The sequence below is a fragment of the Rhodococcus sp. 27YEA15 genome, from assembly GCF_049739425.1.
GTDB lineage: Bacteria > Actinomycetota > Actinomycetes > Mycobacteriales > Mycobacteriaceae > Rhodococcus_F.
This window is the reverse complement of record NZ_JBMHHW010000001.1, coordinates 425,611-441,681: the sequence shown is the minus strand read 5'-3', so window position 1 is coordinate 441,681 and position 16,071 is coordinate 425,611. Positions and strand designations below refer to the sequence as shown.

Below are 16,071 nucleotides of genomic sequence, written 5' to 3'. Positions count from 1 at the left end.
GCCGCACTCGACCGCGACGGCGACCACACTCCTAGACTGGTGTGGTGGTCGACAACGCTCTTGTGCCCAACAGCCCACTTCTGACTTCCCCCGGCGCGGTCGCCGCCCCGGACGGTTCCGCAGACACCGGCGTCGCCTGGCATCACGGTGACCCGCTCGGTGAACAACGATCGGCCGAACGCGGCGCGGTGGTCGTCGATCGCAGCAATCGCTTCGTGATCGCCATTCCCGGCGACGAGCGACTGACCTGGCTGCACACCATCTCCAGTCAGCACGTCGCCGCCCTGCCCGACGGCACCAGCGCCGAGAACCTGAGTCTGGACGTCAACGGCCGCGTCGAGCATCACTTCGTCCAGACCGATCAGGGCGGAACCACCTGGATCGACACGGAAGCCGATCGCGGCCCCGACCTTCTCTCCTTCCTGAAGAAGATGGTGTTCTGGTCCAAGGCCGAGCCTCGCGACGGCAGCGAACTCGCGGTGCTCAGCCTCGTCGGGCCGGAATCCGAATCCGTTCTCACCACAACAGGCGTCGCCGTACCCGAGAAGATCTACGACGCGGTGGCGCTCACCGGCGGCGGTTTCGTGCGCCGGATGCCGTGGCCGACCGAGCACTCCTTCGATCTTCTCGTGCCTCGCGAAAACCTGGCAGCCTGGTGGACCACGCTCACCGGCGCCGGCGCCAAGCCCGCCGGAAGCTGGGCATTCGAAGCTCTGCGGGTGGAATCGTTGCGCCCGCGTATCGGCTCGGATACCGACGATCGCACCATTCCGCACGAAGTCCGCTGGATCGGCGGACCGGCCGAGCAGGGCGCAGTGCACCTGGACAAAGGCTGCTACCGCGGCCAGGAAACCGTCGCACGGGTTCACAATCTCGGAAAACCGCCGCGCCACCTCGTTCTCCTGCACCTCGACGGCAATGCCGACGAACTACCCGTTCCCGGCGATGCGGTCACCGCGGGAGGTCGCGCCGTCGGCCGCGTCGGCACCGTCGTCACACATCACGAACTCGGCCCTGTCGCGCTGGCCCTGATCAAACGCAACGTTCCCGCCGACACCGAATTACTGGCGGGCACCAGTGCTGCCTCCATCGACGCCGATTCGATCATCGAGGACAACGCACCCCAGGCGGGACGTGAAGCCGTCAACCGATTGCGCGGGAAGTGACCGGCGCCGTCGTTGCCGTCTGTGTTGTCCGCGACGAGCGCGACAGCGGCGTCAAGCGGGTTTCCAGAACTGCCATCGACAAGCGGGCCGTGCCCGGTCGAGTAGCCGTCGGCCGTCTCGGGCTCGGCGGCGACTACGTCTGTGACACCGAATTCCACGGCGGGCAATACCAGGCCGTCTACGCATACCAGTTGGACGAGGCACAGCGGTGGGCGACCGAACTGGGCAGAGAACTACACCCCGGCTGGTTCGGCGAGAATCTGCTTCTGAGCGCAATGAGCGTCACCGACGCCGTCGTCGGCGAGCGCTGGCACATCACCGGCCCAGATTCCGGCGATGTCCTCGAACTGGAAGTGACCGGCCCACGCACACCGTGCGGCACCTTCGGAGTGTGGTCGGGCGAGAAGCGGTGGGTCAAACGGTTCACCGAGCGAGCCGACGTCGGGGCCTATCTGAGGGTCAACCGCACCGGGACCATCGGGGCGGGCGACACCGTCACCCGCGTCCACGTGCCCGCGCACGGTGTCACGGTCAGGGATGTGTTCACCGCTACCGATCCGCAGAGACTACGACGCCTACTCGCCGGCCACAGCGATCTTGCGCCCAGCGTCGTCGATCATGTCACCGCGCGGATCGAGAGAGAGTCAGGAGCACGGTCGTGAGCATCGAACTGGTCGAGGTGGTTCGCTCGGGTTTTCGCGAATGCGTACATCGGGGGTCGGCGGTGATCGTGGACTCCGGCGGCGAGATCGTCGTCGCGGTCGGCGAGGTGCACACCCCGCTCTACCCGCGCTCGGCGAACAAGCCGTTGCAGGCCGTCGCCGCGCTGCGGCACGGCTTCGAGCCGATCGGACCGCAGGAGCTGGCGATCTCCGGGGCATCGCACTCCGGGCAGGCCGAACACATCGACTTGGTGGCCGGGATCCTGGAAAGACACGGCCTGCGCGCCGACCAGTTGCAGTGCCCGTCGGATCTGCCCACGAACCCACTCGCCCGAGCGGAGCTGATCGCGGCGGGTGAGTTGCCCAATCCGATCTACATGACGTGCTCCGGCAAGCACGCGTCGATGCTCGCGACGTGCGTCGTGAACGACTGGCCGCTCGCGTCGTACATGGAACCCACCCACCCTCTCCAGCTCGCGATTGTGCAGACTCTCGTCGACCTGAGCGGCGAGGAGGTCGACGAGCTCGGTATCGACGGCTGCGGTCTGCCGATCGTGCCACTGGCATTGACCAATCTGGCTCGCGCGTTCGGCCGGCTTCCGTCGGCCGCTCCCGGCTCCCCCGAGCGGGCGGTGGCCGACGCCTTCCGGGCGCATCCGTTTCTCGTGTCGGGTTCGGGTGCCAACGACGAGCGTCTGATGTCCGCGGTGCCGGGCTTGTTCTCCAAGACGGGTTACGACGGCGTCTACGCGGGCGCGCTGCCGGACGGCTCGGCATTCGCGCTCAAGATCGACGACGGCCACGAACGAGCGCTGCTGCCGTTGGCTGCTGCCCTCCTCGGTCGGATGGGGGTGGACTGGACCGAGGATCTGGCCGCGCTCGCGGCGGCGCCGGTGATCGGCGGGAGCACTCGAGTGGGCACCACCCGCGCAATTCCTGGAATCTTCTGACGGATTCGAACAATCTTCTGACCAGTTATCGCGGCATCCGTCCAGCTCGCGGGGGTAGTGAGAGCAAACAGACACGGCGAGCGGGCGTACGTGGAGGCGGAAGCGACTTTTCCACGCTAGAGTGTGTCTCAGGAAACTTACACACTCAAACGGGGCCGCCAAATTCCCCAGGCCGCCCCGCGAAAGCGCGAGGGGGTCAGCCATGGGCCGCGGCCGGGCTAAGGCAAAGCAGACCAAGGTTGCACGCGAATTGAAGTACAGCGTACCGACCACGGATTTCGACAGCCTGCAAAGAGAGCTCGCAGGTGGGTCGACCAACTCGCATCGGAGCAGTGTCCGATCGGACCAGACTTCCGATAGGGAAGGGCATTCGCGAGAGGACGACTACGACGACTGGCGGCGTTGACCGCGCACTGCCACTTTGCGCAGACTGAGAAATGAGGAAGAGCTGACCGCTCTTCCTCATTTTTGCGTACCTTTTTCACGATCTTGGTTACAGAGGCAAAAAAACTGCCCCGCCGGAGAAATCCGACGGGGCAGTTCTGTTTGGTCGGCCCGGCGACTCAGAAGCGCGGGTGATCTCCGGCGAGGAACGCGCGCTCGGCAGCGGCGTCGGTGGCCTTCTTGACGCTTCCCAGGGTCCAGCAGTCGATGTGGCGGGCGGTGAGCACGGCGAGGGCGCGGTCGACGTCCTCAGGAGCTACGACGGCCACCATGCCGACACCCATGTTGAAGGTCTGCTCCATCTCGGCGCGCTCGACACGTCCACGCTGGGCGATCATCGCGAAGACGGGAGCCGGGCTCCAGGTGCCGCGATCCAGCTCGGCGACAAGACCCTTGGGCATGACGCGAGCGAGGTTGTTGGCAAGTCCGCCACCGGTGACGTGGCAGAAGGTGCGCACGTCGGTCTCGGCGGCCAGTGCGAGGCAGTCCTTGGCGTAGATCTTGGTCGGCTCGAGGAGTTCCTCACCGAGGGTGCGGCTGAACTCGTCGACGTGAGCGGTCAGGCTCATCCGGTCGATCTCGAGCAGCACCTTGCGGGCGAGGGAGTAGCCGTTGGAGTGCAGGCCCGACGAACCCATCGCGATGACGACGTCGCCGGGGCGCACGCGGTCCGGTCCGAGCAGCTTCTCGGCTTCGACGACGCCGACACCGGTGGCGGAGAGGTCGTAGTCACCGTCCGCCATGATGCCGGGGTGCTCGGCGGTCTCCCCGCCCAGCAGGGCGCAGCCGGCTTGGATGCAGCCTTCGGCGATGCCACTGACCAGTTCGGCGACCCGCTCGGGGATGACGCGTCCGACGGCGATGTAGTCCTGCAGGAACAGCGGCTCGGCGCCGCAGACGACGAGGTCGTCGACGACCATGGCCACCAGGTCGAGTCCGACGGTGTCGTGCTTGTCCATGGCCTGCGCGACGGCCAGCTTGGTGCCGACTCCGTCGGTGGAGGCGGCGAGCAGGGGTTCTTTGTAGTCACCCTTGAGGGAGAACAGGCCGGCGAAGCCGCCGAGCCCACCCATGACTTCGGGGCGACTGGCCTTTTTGGCCAGTGGGGCGAAGAGTTCCACCGCCCGGTCGCCGGCGGCGATATCGACTCCTGCTGCTGCGTAGGAGGCGCCTGCGGTGCGGTGACTGTCCTCGGTCATCGGGTTACTACTCCAGCCTTGTATTTCTCGCGAGCACGTATTGCCCGTGCACAGGTACGTGGTTTGCAATCCTCGTAAGGTGCCGAAGCGTTCGACTCGAGATCCCGCAGCGCACACAAATGCCGACGATTACGCCCATACGCTACCGGACCGGCGTGCCGGACGAGACCTCGCGTACCGTCCTGCTCAGTTCTGCAGGCGTGCACCGATGGAAGCGTGCAGCGCTCGAAGGCTGTTCTGCCCTAGTGCGACGGTCTCCGATTCGATGTGTTTGAGCAAGTGCCCGTCGTGGACGACCTTCTCGCTGGACTGGATCAGGACCGTCCCGGATCCGGTGAAGTCGAACTGACGTTCCTCACCGGTGTTGGCTCCGAACATCGATCCGCGGACGGCACCGAGGAAGCTCTGCATCCAGTCGGCGTCGAAGTGATGGGACGGTGACGGGCAGTCGGCCCACCCGACCAGAGCTTGCGGATCGATCCGCAGCGGCGGCTCCGCGAACATCACCGGGCCGTTGGACGAGGCCAGGAATTTTCCGGTTCCCAACAACGTCAGGAAGCCGGGAACGATGGACTGCTTCAAGTCGAGGCTGGTTTCGAAGGCCAGAAGGTTCGCCGCCCGGATGGTCAGGTTGCCGTCGTCGAGATCGTAGGAGTTGATGTTGAATCCGCGATCGCCCAGGATCAGTTTTCCCTTACCGTTGGCGAGAACCCAGTCGTCGGCGTACAGGGGTGAGGAGAACCGTGCGGCCACGACGGCCGACATGCTGGTGCGTCCGAGCGGCTCGAAGGTGACGTGGCCGTAGTAGGCGATCATCGCGCCTTTCGAGGTGAACCACGGTTGCCCGGACATTTCGACGCAGAAGGCGTAGTCGTTCCCCGGAATGTTGTCGCCAGCGGGCAGAGTGGCCGGATTGTGAATGTCGATACCCATGCGTGGGCCCTCTCAGAACTTCTGCTCGGACGCCTGGACCCAGACGGTGCCGGTTCCGGTCAGCTTCAACTGGATGGACTCTCCCGAGCCCTTGCCGACGGCTTCGCGCCAGCCGACGTTCGCGGAGATGCCGACGTCGATGTGCCCGAGGTGGCACACGTACGCCTGCGGATCGACGACGACCTGCGGGTGTTGCGGCCCCACCGGCAGGGCGATGGTTCCGCCGTGCGAGAGAACCGCAACACTGCCCTGGCCGTGTAGTTGGGTGGTGAACAGCCCCTGGCCGGTCATCGCGCCACGGACGGCGCCGCGCATCCCGCCTTGCGACGTCAACGCCACGACGGAGCTCTGCAGGTAGCCGTCGTGGACGAGCAGTCGGTCGGCTTCGACGGTGAGACTGGACGAGCCGTCGAGTTCGATCACGTCCACGTAGAGTCCGGCGTGCCCGTAGAAGACCTCACCCTGGCCCTCGGCTGCCATCATCCTGGTGTGTTCACCGGACATCATGCGGCCGGCCATCGCGGCCATCGCGCCGACGTTCGGCATCGATCCGGGCCCACCGCCCGTACTGTGTGGAATAAATCGGACATTGCCGGTGTAGTAGAGCATCGCCCCGGTGCGGGCCAGCACATTCTGCCCTGGCCCGAGGATCGACTTCACGACCTTGCTGTTCACCTTGTCCAACGGCACGGCTCAGCGCTCCTCGGGTTGGATGTAGACGACACCGGAACCTTCGAAGCGAAGCGAGAATGCTTCACCGCTGCCGCCACCGATCGCAGACCGCCAGGTGACGTCGGTGACGAAGCTCTGGTTCAACTGTCCGCGATGGGCGACGAAGGCGTCCGGGTCCACGACCAGCGGGTACTGCGGGCCGACTTCGAGGGCGATGATCGGCCCGCCCTTCGAGAGCAGTGCGACTTCCCCGTTTCCGCTGACGACGGTGGTGAACAGGCCTTGCCCTGAACTTGCGCCGCGCAAACCTGCGAATTTGACGTCGGTGCGCAACTGTCCGGACAGCGCGAGCAACTGCGACGATTCCACGTGCATGGCATCGTCGACGAGTTCGACGATGGTGATGTCCTGGGCGTCCACCGCGAAGTAGACCGTGCCCTGGCCGCTGACCTCCATCAGCGACAGAGATTCACCGGTCACCTTCTGTTTCAGGGCGGCCCGCAGTCCCCCTCCGCCGCCCATCCCGGCGTTCTTGAACGTCACTGCGCCCTCGTAGGCCACCATCGAGCCGGTGATCGCTTTGACGGTGTCCCCCACCACGTCTGCGACGAGCACTCGGTGCCCGTCCATTCTCAGTTGTGCCACGCCACGGCACTATGCCAGACGACGAACGCCGACGCAGTGCTGTGCGCAGCAGGATCTAAGGCCGGCTCAGCGCGCTGGCGTTGTCGTTGTCGTGACTGCCGGCCGCTCCCGCGGTGCTCTCGAGCATTCCTTCGAGGACGTTCTTGCCCATCGCGGTCTCCTTGGGGAGCGCGATCGGATAGGTGCCGTCGAAACAGGCTGCACACAATCGGCTGGCCGGTTGCTCGGTGGCGGCGATCATGCCGTCGGTGGAGATGTACCCGAGTGTGTCTGCTCCGATGGAGCGTCGTACACCGTCGAGCATCTCTTCGAACGTGGAGTCCTGCCCGCCCGCTCCGTTGGCGATCAGCTCTGCCGGGGACGCGAAGTCGATGCCGTAGAAGCAGGGCCACTTGACCGGCGGCGAGGCGATACGGACGTGGATCTCGAGCGCACCGGCTTCGCGGAGCATCCGGATGAGTGCTCGTTGAGTGTTACCCCGGACGATCGAGTCGTCCACCACCACAAGGCGTTTACCGCGGATAACTTCCTTGAGTGGGTTGAGCTTGAGCCGGATGCCGAGCTGACGGATGGTCTGCGACGGCTGAATGAAGGTGCGGCCGACGTAGGCGTTCTTCATCAGACCCTGGCCGTACGGAATGCCGGAGCCCTGCGCGTAGCCGACGGCGGCGGGGGTGCCGGATTCGGGAACCGGGATGACCAGGTCGCCTTCGGCGGGGTGTTCGGTGGCGAGACGGCGGCCGATCTCGACGCGGGTCGAGTGCACGGATCGTCCACCGATGACGCTGTCGGGGCGGGCGAGGTAGACGTACTCGAACACGCAGCCCTTGGGGGTGGGGTTCGCAAAGCGGGAGGAACGGACGCCGTCGGCGTCGATGGCCAGCAGTTCACCGGGCTCGATGTCGCGGACGAACGACGCGCCGACGATGTCGAGGGCCGCAGTTTCACTGGCGACGACCCAGCCGCGGTCGAGGCGGCCGAGGCAGAGCGGACGGATACCGTGCGGGTCGCGCGCGGCGTAGAGCGTGTGCTCGTCCATGAATGTCAGGCAGAACGCGCCTTCGAGGGTGGGCAGCAACTCCATCGCGGCCTGCTCGATGGTGCTGTCGGCGGCGGCATGCGCCAGCAGACCGGTGATGAGGTCGGTGTCCGACGTTGCCGCGTTGGGGCGCTTGTCGTTGACCAGTCCGGCAGCGCGGGTTCGGCTCGCGAGTTCGGCCGTGTTCACCAGGTTTCCGTTGTGACCGAGCGCGATGCCGCTACCGGCCGCGGTGGTCCGGAAAATAGGCTGCGCGTTCTCCCACGTGGTGGATCCGGTGGTCGAGTACCGGCAGTGTCCGATGGCGACGTGACCCGGCATCGCTGCCAGCGTCTGCTCGTCGAACACCTGGCTGACCAGGCCGAGATCCTTGAAAACCAGTACTTGGGCGCCATCGGCCACGGCGATGCCTGCAGCTTCCTGACCACGGTGCTGCAATGCGTACAGACCGTAGTACGTGAGCTTGGCCACATCCTCCCCCGGCGCCCAGACGCCGAATACACCGCATTCTTCGCGGGGCTCGTTCTCGTCCTCGTCGGACGGGTTCGATGCGAGGAGATTTGGACTGTTGACCGACAGATCGGCACGAGTCACCGGGCGCTCCCTTTGTGGGCAGGGGGTGGGGGGCATACACAGTCTACGGGCATTTCGGGATTCACTTCGCCTGAGGGCAACCTTGCATCCCGGATTCCGGCAGAGAAAACCGAGCGGTTTCTGTTACCGAGGCAAGCGGAGCAACGGCAGCCAATGCGCGATGTCGGCGGCACGGCCACCCGAGGCGTCGACACGCCCGTCACCGGCGGCGTCGGCGAAGTCGAGCAGTCCGGTGACCAGGAGCAGCCAGGTACGGGCGTCGGTCTCGACCACGTTCGGTGGAGTTCCGCGGGTGTGACGCGGACCTTCGACGCATTGGACGGCGACGAACGGCGGCACCCGCACTTCGACGCTCGATCCCGGAGCGATCTGTTCGAGGGTGCGCGCACTCGACTTCACTGCCGCGCCGAGGTCGGTGCGTGACGGTCTGGGCAGTTCGGGGTCGAGCAGCCACGGTCCGACTGTGAGCAGTGCAGTCCTGAGTGCGGCGGGGTCGACGGCGCGGCGCGGGGGCAACGGATCACTCTCCTGATTTTCGGCTGGTGGCGATGCGAACGGCGAGCGCGCCACCGATATTGGTGGCCAGGTGCAGCAGCGCGGGAGCGAGAACGCTTCCACCGCGGCGATGCAGCCACTCGAACAGCAGCGCGGACGCACCGGTGACGGCCACGGCCGCAGGAACGCTGTCTCCGGAACCACGGGCCGGGGCGACGTGCCAGAGACCGAAGGTCACGGCGTGAACGGTGTGTGCGACCGGGAGTTCGAGCTCACGATTCCACACGGCGGAGAGTGCACTTCGGAAAAGCAGTTCCTCCGAGAGCACGGTCCCGAACGGGATGTGCAGGAGAATCCATTCGAAGAAGTCGTCGCGGCCGTCGGCACGTTCGTCGGTGGCGAGGGCGGCACGCAGCGACGGCACCGCCAGTGCGACGGCGTATCCGGCCACGACAGCTCCGGCGGCGGCGGTGCCGAACCGCGCTCCCCCACGAATTCCGGTGTGCGCCAGCCCTAGTTCGTCGTGAGTGTATCCGCGTGCCCGCAACACTCCGATGGCGCCGAGGCCGGCTGCCGTGTTCACCACTGCTCGCGCTCGCGCCGACAATCCGAATGCGGGCAGGACATAGTTACTCCAGCTGATCGCGGCGGCGGACAGCGCGATCGAGGACACTCCCCTCACTTCTCGGGACCCTCCGTTTTCATTGCCTCCACCAGCGCTGCTCGCACTCGTTCGGTCTCGGCGGGCGTCCAGCCGTCGGGTTGTACGACGCTGATCCAGCCGTCGAGAACGGTGGTGCCGTAGTTGTGGCCGTGTCCGTCGGGAACTCCGGCGGCATTGCCGAGGTCGGCGGACACCTGCCAGAACGTCACCACCGGGAACCATTTCATGGACGGCGAGCGATCGAATCCGGGCACTTCGTCGAGCCATTGCGGCCGGTTGAACATCAGATCGGTCGACCACCACACCACCGGGTCCGACGGGTGTTGCAGGAAGAGCACGCGCGGGCTGGGCCACGTCATCGCCGGGGTCGGCAGATCCGGCGCGGAGTCGGCGAACCGAACGCCTGCCAGTCCGTCGGCGTAGACCGGGGCCACCTGTGGTGTTCCCGGATCGCGGCGTTCGACGATGGATCGCCACAGCGATGTCGAGTTCGGTGGGCCCACCCAGAGCACTCCGTCGGCGGTGTCACGCGCGGCCTGCAGAGTGTCGAACGCGCCTGCGCCTGCCATCACGCCGAGGCTTTCGCCGTAGATCATGAACTTGGGTCTGGTGGCTTCCGGCTCTTGGAGCCAGCGCTGGTGAACGCGCTCGATCAGTAAGCGGCCGGCGGCTTGGGATTTTTCCTGGTCCGCGAGGAACGAGATCCAGCTGGGCAGGTACGAGTACTGACTGGCAACGAGGGCGGTGTCCCCGTTGTGGACCAGCTCGATCGCTTGCGCTGTGGTCGGGTTGACCCAGCCGGTGCCGGTGGTGGGAATGACGACGAGTACCTTGCGCTGGAAGGCGCCGGTTCGCTCGAGTTCGTCGATGACCAGGTCCATCCGCTCTTCCGGATCATCAGCACTCTCGAGCCCCGCGTACACGCGGATCGGGTCTTTCGCGGGCGCCCCGTTGGCCGCTTCGAGCTGCTGGGCGTCGAGGCCACGGGAGACGAAGTTGCGGCCTTCGAATCCGAGCGAGTCCCAGGAGGCTGCAGATTCCGGACTCCCGGATTTCATCGGGTCCTGTGGCTGCTCGACGCCCTCCCGTGTCTCCGAGTTCTGGAGGCTGAAGATCGTGTTGGTCGCGGCGTAGATTCCGCGCACCAGCACACCGTCGACGAGCATGAAGAACAGCACCGTCACGATCACGACACCGATACCGTTGGCTACCGAACGTGACATCTTGAAGCGCCGCATCAGCTGGCGGGCAATAAGTTTCGCCAGGTCGTAGAGCAGACGCCAGAGCCCGACGAGCAGGCCACCGATCAGGACGCTGAGCCCGAGAGTTCGGATGTATCCGGTAGTGGTGGTGCCTTCGGCGTCGGTGAGTGCGGCGATCTCACGCTGCCAGCCTGCGGCGTAGACCAGCATGATGATCGACGCCACGACGGACGCCACCGGGACGAAGATCTTGATCGCGGACGGCACCGGCTCCGGCAGTGGCCACCACTGCCGGCGGCGCAGGAGATATCTCTCGACCGCCCAACCGATTGCGGTACCGACGCCGTATCCGATGGCGGAGTTGATGCCGCCGATCAGACCTTGGAACAGCCAGTCTCGCGGCAACAGTGACGGCGTCAGTGACCAGCAGAAGAAGAACGCGGCGAACGCGATTCCGGTGAAATCCAGTTTGAGCAGACCCCAGATCCACTCGGTGAAACGGTTGTCGAGCCTGTCCAGGGGTGCCGGAACCGCCAGCCGCAGGTGATGATCCTGCGGCTGGTCGGCGATGTCGTTATTTCCCCCGGTATCGACCATGTATCACCCGAAGAGCGCGGGCAGTGTTCCCTCGAAGGTCTCACGGAGCTTGGCCATCGTGACCGAGAAGTGGCCCTGAACCTCGACGGAGTCGCTGCCCTCGTCGACCACACCGATGCGGGTCCACGGCAAGCCGCGGGCGGTGCACATGCCGGTGAAGCGGGTTTCCTCGGTGCGCGGGACGGCCACCAGGACGCGTCCGGACGATTCGGAGAACAAAGTCACGAACGGATCGGCACCTTCGGGAATGAGGATGCGGCAACCGGTTTCGCCCGCCAATGCGGCTTCGACGACAGCCTGCGCCAGTCCACCTTCGGAGAGGTCGTGGGCGGCGGTGACCAGTCCGTCACGCGAAGAGGCGAGCAGGATGTCCGCGAGCAACTGTTCGCGGGCGAGATCCACCTTCGGCGGTACGCCACCGAGATGGCCGTGTTCGACCTGCGACCAGATGGAGCCGTCGAATTCGTCGTGGGTGTCGCCGAGCAGGATCAACGTCTCGCCGGGCTCGAGGCCGAGGCCCGTCGGGATGCGGCGGTGCACGTCGTCGATGACGCCGAGGACGGCAACCACCGGTGTCGGCAGGATCGCCGTGCTGCCGGTCTGGTTGTAGAAGCTGACGTTGCCGCCCGTGACCGGGATGCCGAGGGTGGCGCAACCGTCGGCGAGGCCGCGAACGGCCTGCTGGAACTGCCACATGACGCCCGGATCTTCGGGTGAACCGAAGTTGAGGCAGTTGGAGACGGCCTTGGGGGTTGCGCCGGTGACGGCCACGTTGCGGAAGGCTTCGGCGAGCGCGAGCTGCGCACCGGTGTACGGGTCGAGCGCGGTGTATCGGCCCGACGCGTCGGTGGACAGAGCGATGCCGCGTCCGGTCTTCTCGTCGATGCGGATGACACCACCATCGGCGTTCTCGGCCAGGACGGTGTTACCGCGCACGTAGCGGTCGTACTGTTCGGTGATCCACTTGCGGCTGCACAGGGCAGGCGAGGCGATCATCTTCAGCAGAGTGGCTTCGAGTTCTTCGTCAGTCTCGGGGCGCGCGAGGCCTGCGGTGGTGTTCGCGATCAACGCGTCCTGGCTTGCCGGACGCTCGACGGGACGGTGGTAGACCGGGCCCTCGTGCGCGACGGTGCGCGGGGGAACGTCGACGACGGTCTCGCCGTGCCAGGAGATGGTCAGGTGCTCACCGTCGGTGACCTCGCCGATGTCGGTGGCCAGGACGTCCCACTTGCGGCAGACCTCCATGAACGCGTCGACGTTCTCGGGCGTGACCACGGCGCACATGCGCTCCTGCGATTCGCTCGAGAGCACCTCGGCCGGGGTCATGCCGGTGGCGCGCATCGGCACCTTCTCGAGGTTGATGTGCATGCCGCCGTCGCCGGCTGCGGCGAGTTCGGAGGTGGCGCAGGAGAGCCCGGCGCCGCCGAGGTCCTGGATGCCGACGACGAGTCCGGCCTTGTAGAGGTCGAGACAGCACTCGATGAGCACCTTCTCGGTGAAGGGGTCGCCCACCTGGACTGCAGGAAGCTTTTTACGTCCGCCGGTGTCGCCACCCTCGTCGTCGAACGTTGCCGACGCGAGGACGGACACGCCGCCGATGCCGTCGAGACCGGTGCGGGCGCCGAACAGGATGATCTTGTTGCCTGCGCCAGACGCGAAGGCCAGGTGCAGATCCTCGACCCGCATGACGCCGGCTGCCAGTGCGTTGACCAGCGGGTTGCCTGCGTAGGACTCGTCGAAGACGGTCTCGCCGCCGATGTTCGGCAGGCCGAGGGAGTTTCCGTATCCGCCGACGCCGCGCACGACGCCGTCGACGACGCGACGGGTGTCGGGGGCGTCGGCAGCGCCGAATCGCAGCTGGTCCATGACGGCGATCGGGCGGGCACCCATGGCCATGATGTCGCGGACGATGCCGCCGACGCCGGTCGCCGCACCCTGGTAGGGCTCGACGTACGACGGGTGGTTGTGGCTCTCGACCTTGAAGGTGACCGCCCAGCCGTCGCCGATGTCGACGACGCCGGCGTTCTCACCGATACCGGCCAGCATGTTGGCGCGCATCTCGTCGGTGGTGGTCTTGCCGAAGTAGCCGAGGTGGACCTTCGAGGACTTGTACGAGCAGTGCTCGCTCCACATCACCGAATACATCGCCAGTTCGGCGTCCGTGGGACGGCGACCCAGGATCTCCTTGATGCGTGCGTATTCCTCGTCCTTGAGGCCGAGCTCCTTGAACGGCTGAGCGGCATCGGGATCAGCCGATGCGTGCGTGACGGTATCGACCTGATGAGCAGACACTGGAGAGGGGTCCCTTTCCCTACGGGAGTCAAGAGCAAGCCGGCGCGGTGCTGGACACCACTAGGAAAGTGTCCGGCGAAGTACGTGCCGGGAGACAGTCTATCGGGGCGCGGTCGGGTAGTCCGTGCAGGCATTACCCGCCGAGCGCGCGAGTCTGCCGACCATCCTCGTCTAGGGTTTTGTCCGACCCGACCCGCACTCGTGTGGTCGATACCCGGATGGAAGGTTCCTCGTGGCTGCGCCGGCCCGCTCGACTCCTGTACCGCCGCAATCGCAACCGGTGACGTCTGCGCCGTTCCCGGCAGCGATTTTCCTGGTAGCGACAGTGAATCCGGGCGGCGAGGCCCTCACCCGCACCCTACTGGCAGATGTTGCCGGGCTGCGGCGGGCTGTCGGTTTCCAGGTGCCGGGTTCTGGTCTCGAGGTGATCACGAGTATCGGTTCGCACGTGTGGGACCGCTTGTTCACCGGGCCGCGGCCGGCCCGTCTGCACCCTTTCGAGGCGCTACACGGAGACGTACATCACGCGCCGTCCACTCCGGGCGATCTCTTCTTCCACATCCGGGCCATGAGCATGGACGTGTGCTTCGAAACGGCCCGCCGGATAGTCTCCCGACTGCACGGGGCGGCCGTCGTCGTCGACGAGGTGCACGGTTTCAGATATCTGGAGAACCGTGACCTCATCGGGTTTGTCGACGGCACCGAGAATCCGGCCGGTGGCGACGCGATCGCAGCGGTCGTCGTCGGCGACGAGGACCCTGATTTTGCCGGCGGCAGCTACGTCCACATTCAGCGGTACGTCCACAAGATGCGGGAGTGGGACGCGGTGGAGTCGGCGAGCAGGAGCGGGTGATCGGTCGCAGCAAGCTCGACGACGTCGAGATGTGTGAGGACGTCAAACCCGCCAACGCCCACACCGCTCTCACCGCACTCGCGGACGAGGGTGGTGAGCCTCGGGAGATCCTGCGGGCGAACATGCCGTACGGCCACGTCGGCGACGAACGCCTCGGAACCTTCTTCGTCGCCTACTGCCGAACTCCGGTGATCACCGAACGGATGTTGGCGAACATGTTCCTGGGTAGCCCACGCGGTAACCACGACCGCCTGCTCGACTTCACGACAGCCGTGACCGGTTCCCTGTTCTTCGCTCCGTCCGAAGATTTCCTCGAAGATCTACCGTCCGCCCCTCCTACCGCCGGGGAGTGAGAAACGCCCCCAGCGCGTCGGCGTACATGCCTACGTCGGCGGCCCCCATCAACTCGCGGGCGGAATGCATGGCGAGCTGAGGTGCTCCCACGTCGACGGTGGACAGTCCGGTGCGCGAGGCGGTAATGGGTCCGATGGTGGATCCGCACGGCAGGTCTGCGCGATGGACGTAGCGCTGCAAGGGAACTCCGGCCTGATCGCAGGCGAGGGCGAACTCGCCCGCGCCGGCCGCGTCGGTGGCGTATCGCAGGTTCTGATTGACCTTGAGGACGGGGCCGCCGTTGATCTCGATGCGATGTGCCGGTTCGTGGCGGTCGGGATAGTTGGGGTGGGTGGCGTGTGCCATGTCTCCCGATGCGCACACCGAACCCGCCATGGTCTGCAAGAACTCTTCGCGACCACCGCCGCGCCCCAACACTATTCGCTCGAGAACCGTATTCAGCAGATCAGAGAACGCGCCTCGGTCCGACATGCTGCCGACCTCTTCGTGATCGAAGAGTGCGAGTACCGGAACATGATCACCAGGAGACTGCACTGCAGCCAACAACGCCTGAGTACCGGCGTAACAGGTGCCCTGATTGTCCAGCCGGGGTGCGCTGACCAGCTCCGAGTCAGCGCCCACCACCGCACTGGGCGCCAAGTCATGGGTCATCAATTCCCAACCCAGAACTGATGATTCGGTAACGTCGGCTCGCTCTGCGACATATCCGACGAAGGAGCGCGCCGCCGAACCCACTCCCCAGATTCCGTTGACGTGACGCTGCGGGTCGAGCGTGACTCCCTTGCGATCCTCGGACAGGTGGATGGCGAGTTGCGGCACGCGCAGAATCGGTTCGTCGACACGAACAAGCTTCTGTTGCACAGTGTTTCCAACGCGAATACTCAACCTGCCGGAGATGCCGAGTGTCGCGGTCGAGCCACGAGTTGAGCCAGGCGCCACCGTAAGGTTCGAGACCGACCATTCGCCACCCTGCCGATGTGAGGTCGGGATGTTGCTTGACACGCAGGTTCGGGCTGTCGGTGTGGCCACCGACGATACGGAACGGAGCACCGGGATCGATCCCGTCGGTACTCCAGGCGATCAACGATCCGCCCCGCACCAGGAAGTATCGACCGGCTTCCGCCCGCCAGGATTGCGTCTCGAGTAGTTCGACGAAGCCGTTGTCGGCGAGAATGCCGGCGACGGTTGCGCATACGTGAAACGGTGACGGCGAGGAGTCGACGAAGCTGCACAAGCCCTGGGCGTCGGCCCCGGTCGCGGATGTCTGCGAAGTCATGCCCTCATCATGCCCGACGAGCTCAGCGCGGAAA

The 16,071-nt window shown here is 65.8% G+C and carries 13 protein-coding genes and 2 pseudogenes; 5 read left to right on the top strand and 10 right to left on the bottom strand.

Going from position 1 to position 16,071, the window contains the following annotated elements; genetic code table 11:
* Window positions 1-44: 44 nt before the first annotated feature.
* The 4 genes from ABH922_RS02040 (at window position 45) to ABH922_RS02025 (ending at window position 3,184) form a co-directional block, all read left to right on the top strand.
* Window positions 45-1,166, top strand: a complete 1,122-nt coding sequence (locus ABH922_RS02040; protein WP_424805344.1) for a YgfZ/GcvT domain-containing protein — start codon at window positions 45-47, stop codon at window positions 1,164-1,166.
* Window positions 1,163-1,828, top strand: a complete 666-nt coding sequence (locus ABH922_RS02035) for an MOSC domain-containing protein (RefSeq protein WP_424805343.1) — start codon at window positions 1,163-1,165, stop codon at window positions 1,826-1,828. Before ABH922_RS02040 ends, ABH922_RS02035 begins: the two co-directional genes overlap by 4 nt.
* Window positions 1,825-2,778, top strand: coding sequence for an asparaginase (locus ABH922_RS02030; RefSeq protein ID WP_424805342.1), 954 nt, complete (start codon window positions 1,825-1,827; stop codon window positions 2,776-2,778). Before ABH922_RS02035 ends, ABH922_RS02030 begins: the two co-directional genes overlap by 4 nt.
* Window positions 2,779-2,980: 202 nt before the next feature.
* Entirely contained in the window at window positions 2,981-3,184 is a 204-nt protein-coding gene (locus tag ABH922_RS02025) for a DUF3073 domain-containing protein (protein WP_033233950.1), read from the top strand.
* Between the two features lie 157 nt (window positions 3,185-3,341).
* On the opposite strand, the gene purM is transcribed toward ABH922_RS02025, so the two are convergent.
* The 9 genes from purM to purL form a co-directional block, all read right to left on the bottom strand.
* Window positions 3,342-4,421, bottom strand: coding sequence for a phosphoribosylformylglycinamidine cyclo-ligase (gene purM, locus ABH922_RS02020; RefSeq protein WP_424805341.1), 1,080 nt, complete (start codon window positions 4,419-4,421; stop codon window positions 3,342-3,344).
* 186 nt (window positions 4,422-4,607) lie between these two features.
* Window positions 4,608-5,354 carry an AIM24 family protein gene (locus ABH922_RS02015; protein WP_424805340.1) on the bottom strand — a complete coding sequence of 249 codons (747 nt, stop codon included), beginning with the start codon at window positions 5,352-5,354 and terminating at the stop codon, window positions 4,608-4,610.
* Window positions 5,355-5,366: 12 nt separating this feature from the next.
* Window positions 5,367-6,044, bottom strand: coding sequence for an AIM24 family protein (locus tag ABH922_RS02010; protein WP_424805339.1), 678 nt, complete (start codon window positions 6,042-6,044; stop codon window positions 5,367-5,369).
* A 3-nt stretch (window positions 6,045-6,047) separates the two neighbouring features.
* On the bottom strand, window positions 6,048-6,656 hold the full coding sequence (locus tag ABH922_RS02005; RefSeq protein WP_424809525.1) for an AIM24 family protein: 609 nt from the start codon (window positions 6,654-6,656) through the stop codon (window positions 6,048-6,050).
* 70 nt (window positions 6,657-6,726) lie between these two features.
* Window positions 6,727-8,304, bottom strand: coding sequence for an amidophosphoribosyltransferase (purF, locus tag ABH922_RS02000; protein WP_424805338.1), 1,578 nt, complete (start codon window positions 8,302-8,304; stop codon window positions 6,727-6,729).
* A gap of 123 nt (window positions 8,305-8,427) precedes the next feature.
* Window positions 8,428-8,820, bottom strand: coding sequence for a sterol carrier family protein (locus tag ABH922_RS01995; protein ID WP_424805337.1), 393 nt, complete (start codon window positions 8,818-8,820; stop codon window positions 8,428-8,430).
* Window positions 8,821-8,824: 4 nt separating this feature from the next.
* Window positions 8,825-9,481 (bottom strand): CPBP family intramembrane glutamic endopeptidase, encoded by a 657-nt coding sequence (locus ABH922_RS01990; RefSeq protein WP_424805336.1) that lies wholly within the window; start codon window positions 9,479-9,481, stop codon window positions 8,825-8,827.
* Window positions 9,478-11,262 (bottom strand): alpha/beta hydrolase, encoded by a 1,785-nt coding sequence (locus ABH922_RS01985; protein WP_424805335.1) that lies wholly within the window; start codon window positions 11,260-11,262, stop codon window positions 9,478-9,480. The genes ABH922_RS01990 and ABH922_RS01985 overlap by 4 nt, the downstream gene beginning before the upstream one ends.
* A 3-nt stretch (window positions 11,263-11,265) precedes the next feature.
* The gene (gene purL / locus ABH922_RS01980) at window positions 11,266-13,554 is read right to left on the bottom strand and encodes a phosphoribosylformylglycinamidine synthase subunit PurL (RefSeq protein WP_424805334.1); all 2,289 of its coding nucleotides are present in this window, start codon (window positions 13,552-13,554) and stop codon (window positions 11,266-11,268) included.
* 232 nt (window positions 13,555-13,786) lie between these two features.
* Here purL and ABH922_RS01975 point away from each other — a divergent pair.
* A pseudogene (locus ABH922_RS01975) lies at window positions 13,787-14,760 on the top strand (Dyp-type peroxidase).
* Here ABH922_RS01975 and ABH922_RS01970 read toward each other — a convergent pair.
* Window positions 14,744-16,037: pseudogene (locus ABH922_RS01970) on the bottom strand (M18 family aminopeptidase). The pseudogenes ABH922_RS01975 and ABH922_RS01970 sit on opposite strands and share 17 nt — an antisense overlap.
* Between the last annotated feature and the right edge of the window lie 34 nt (window positions 16,038-16,071).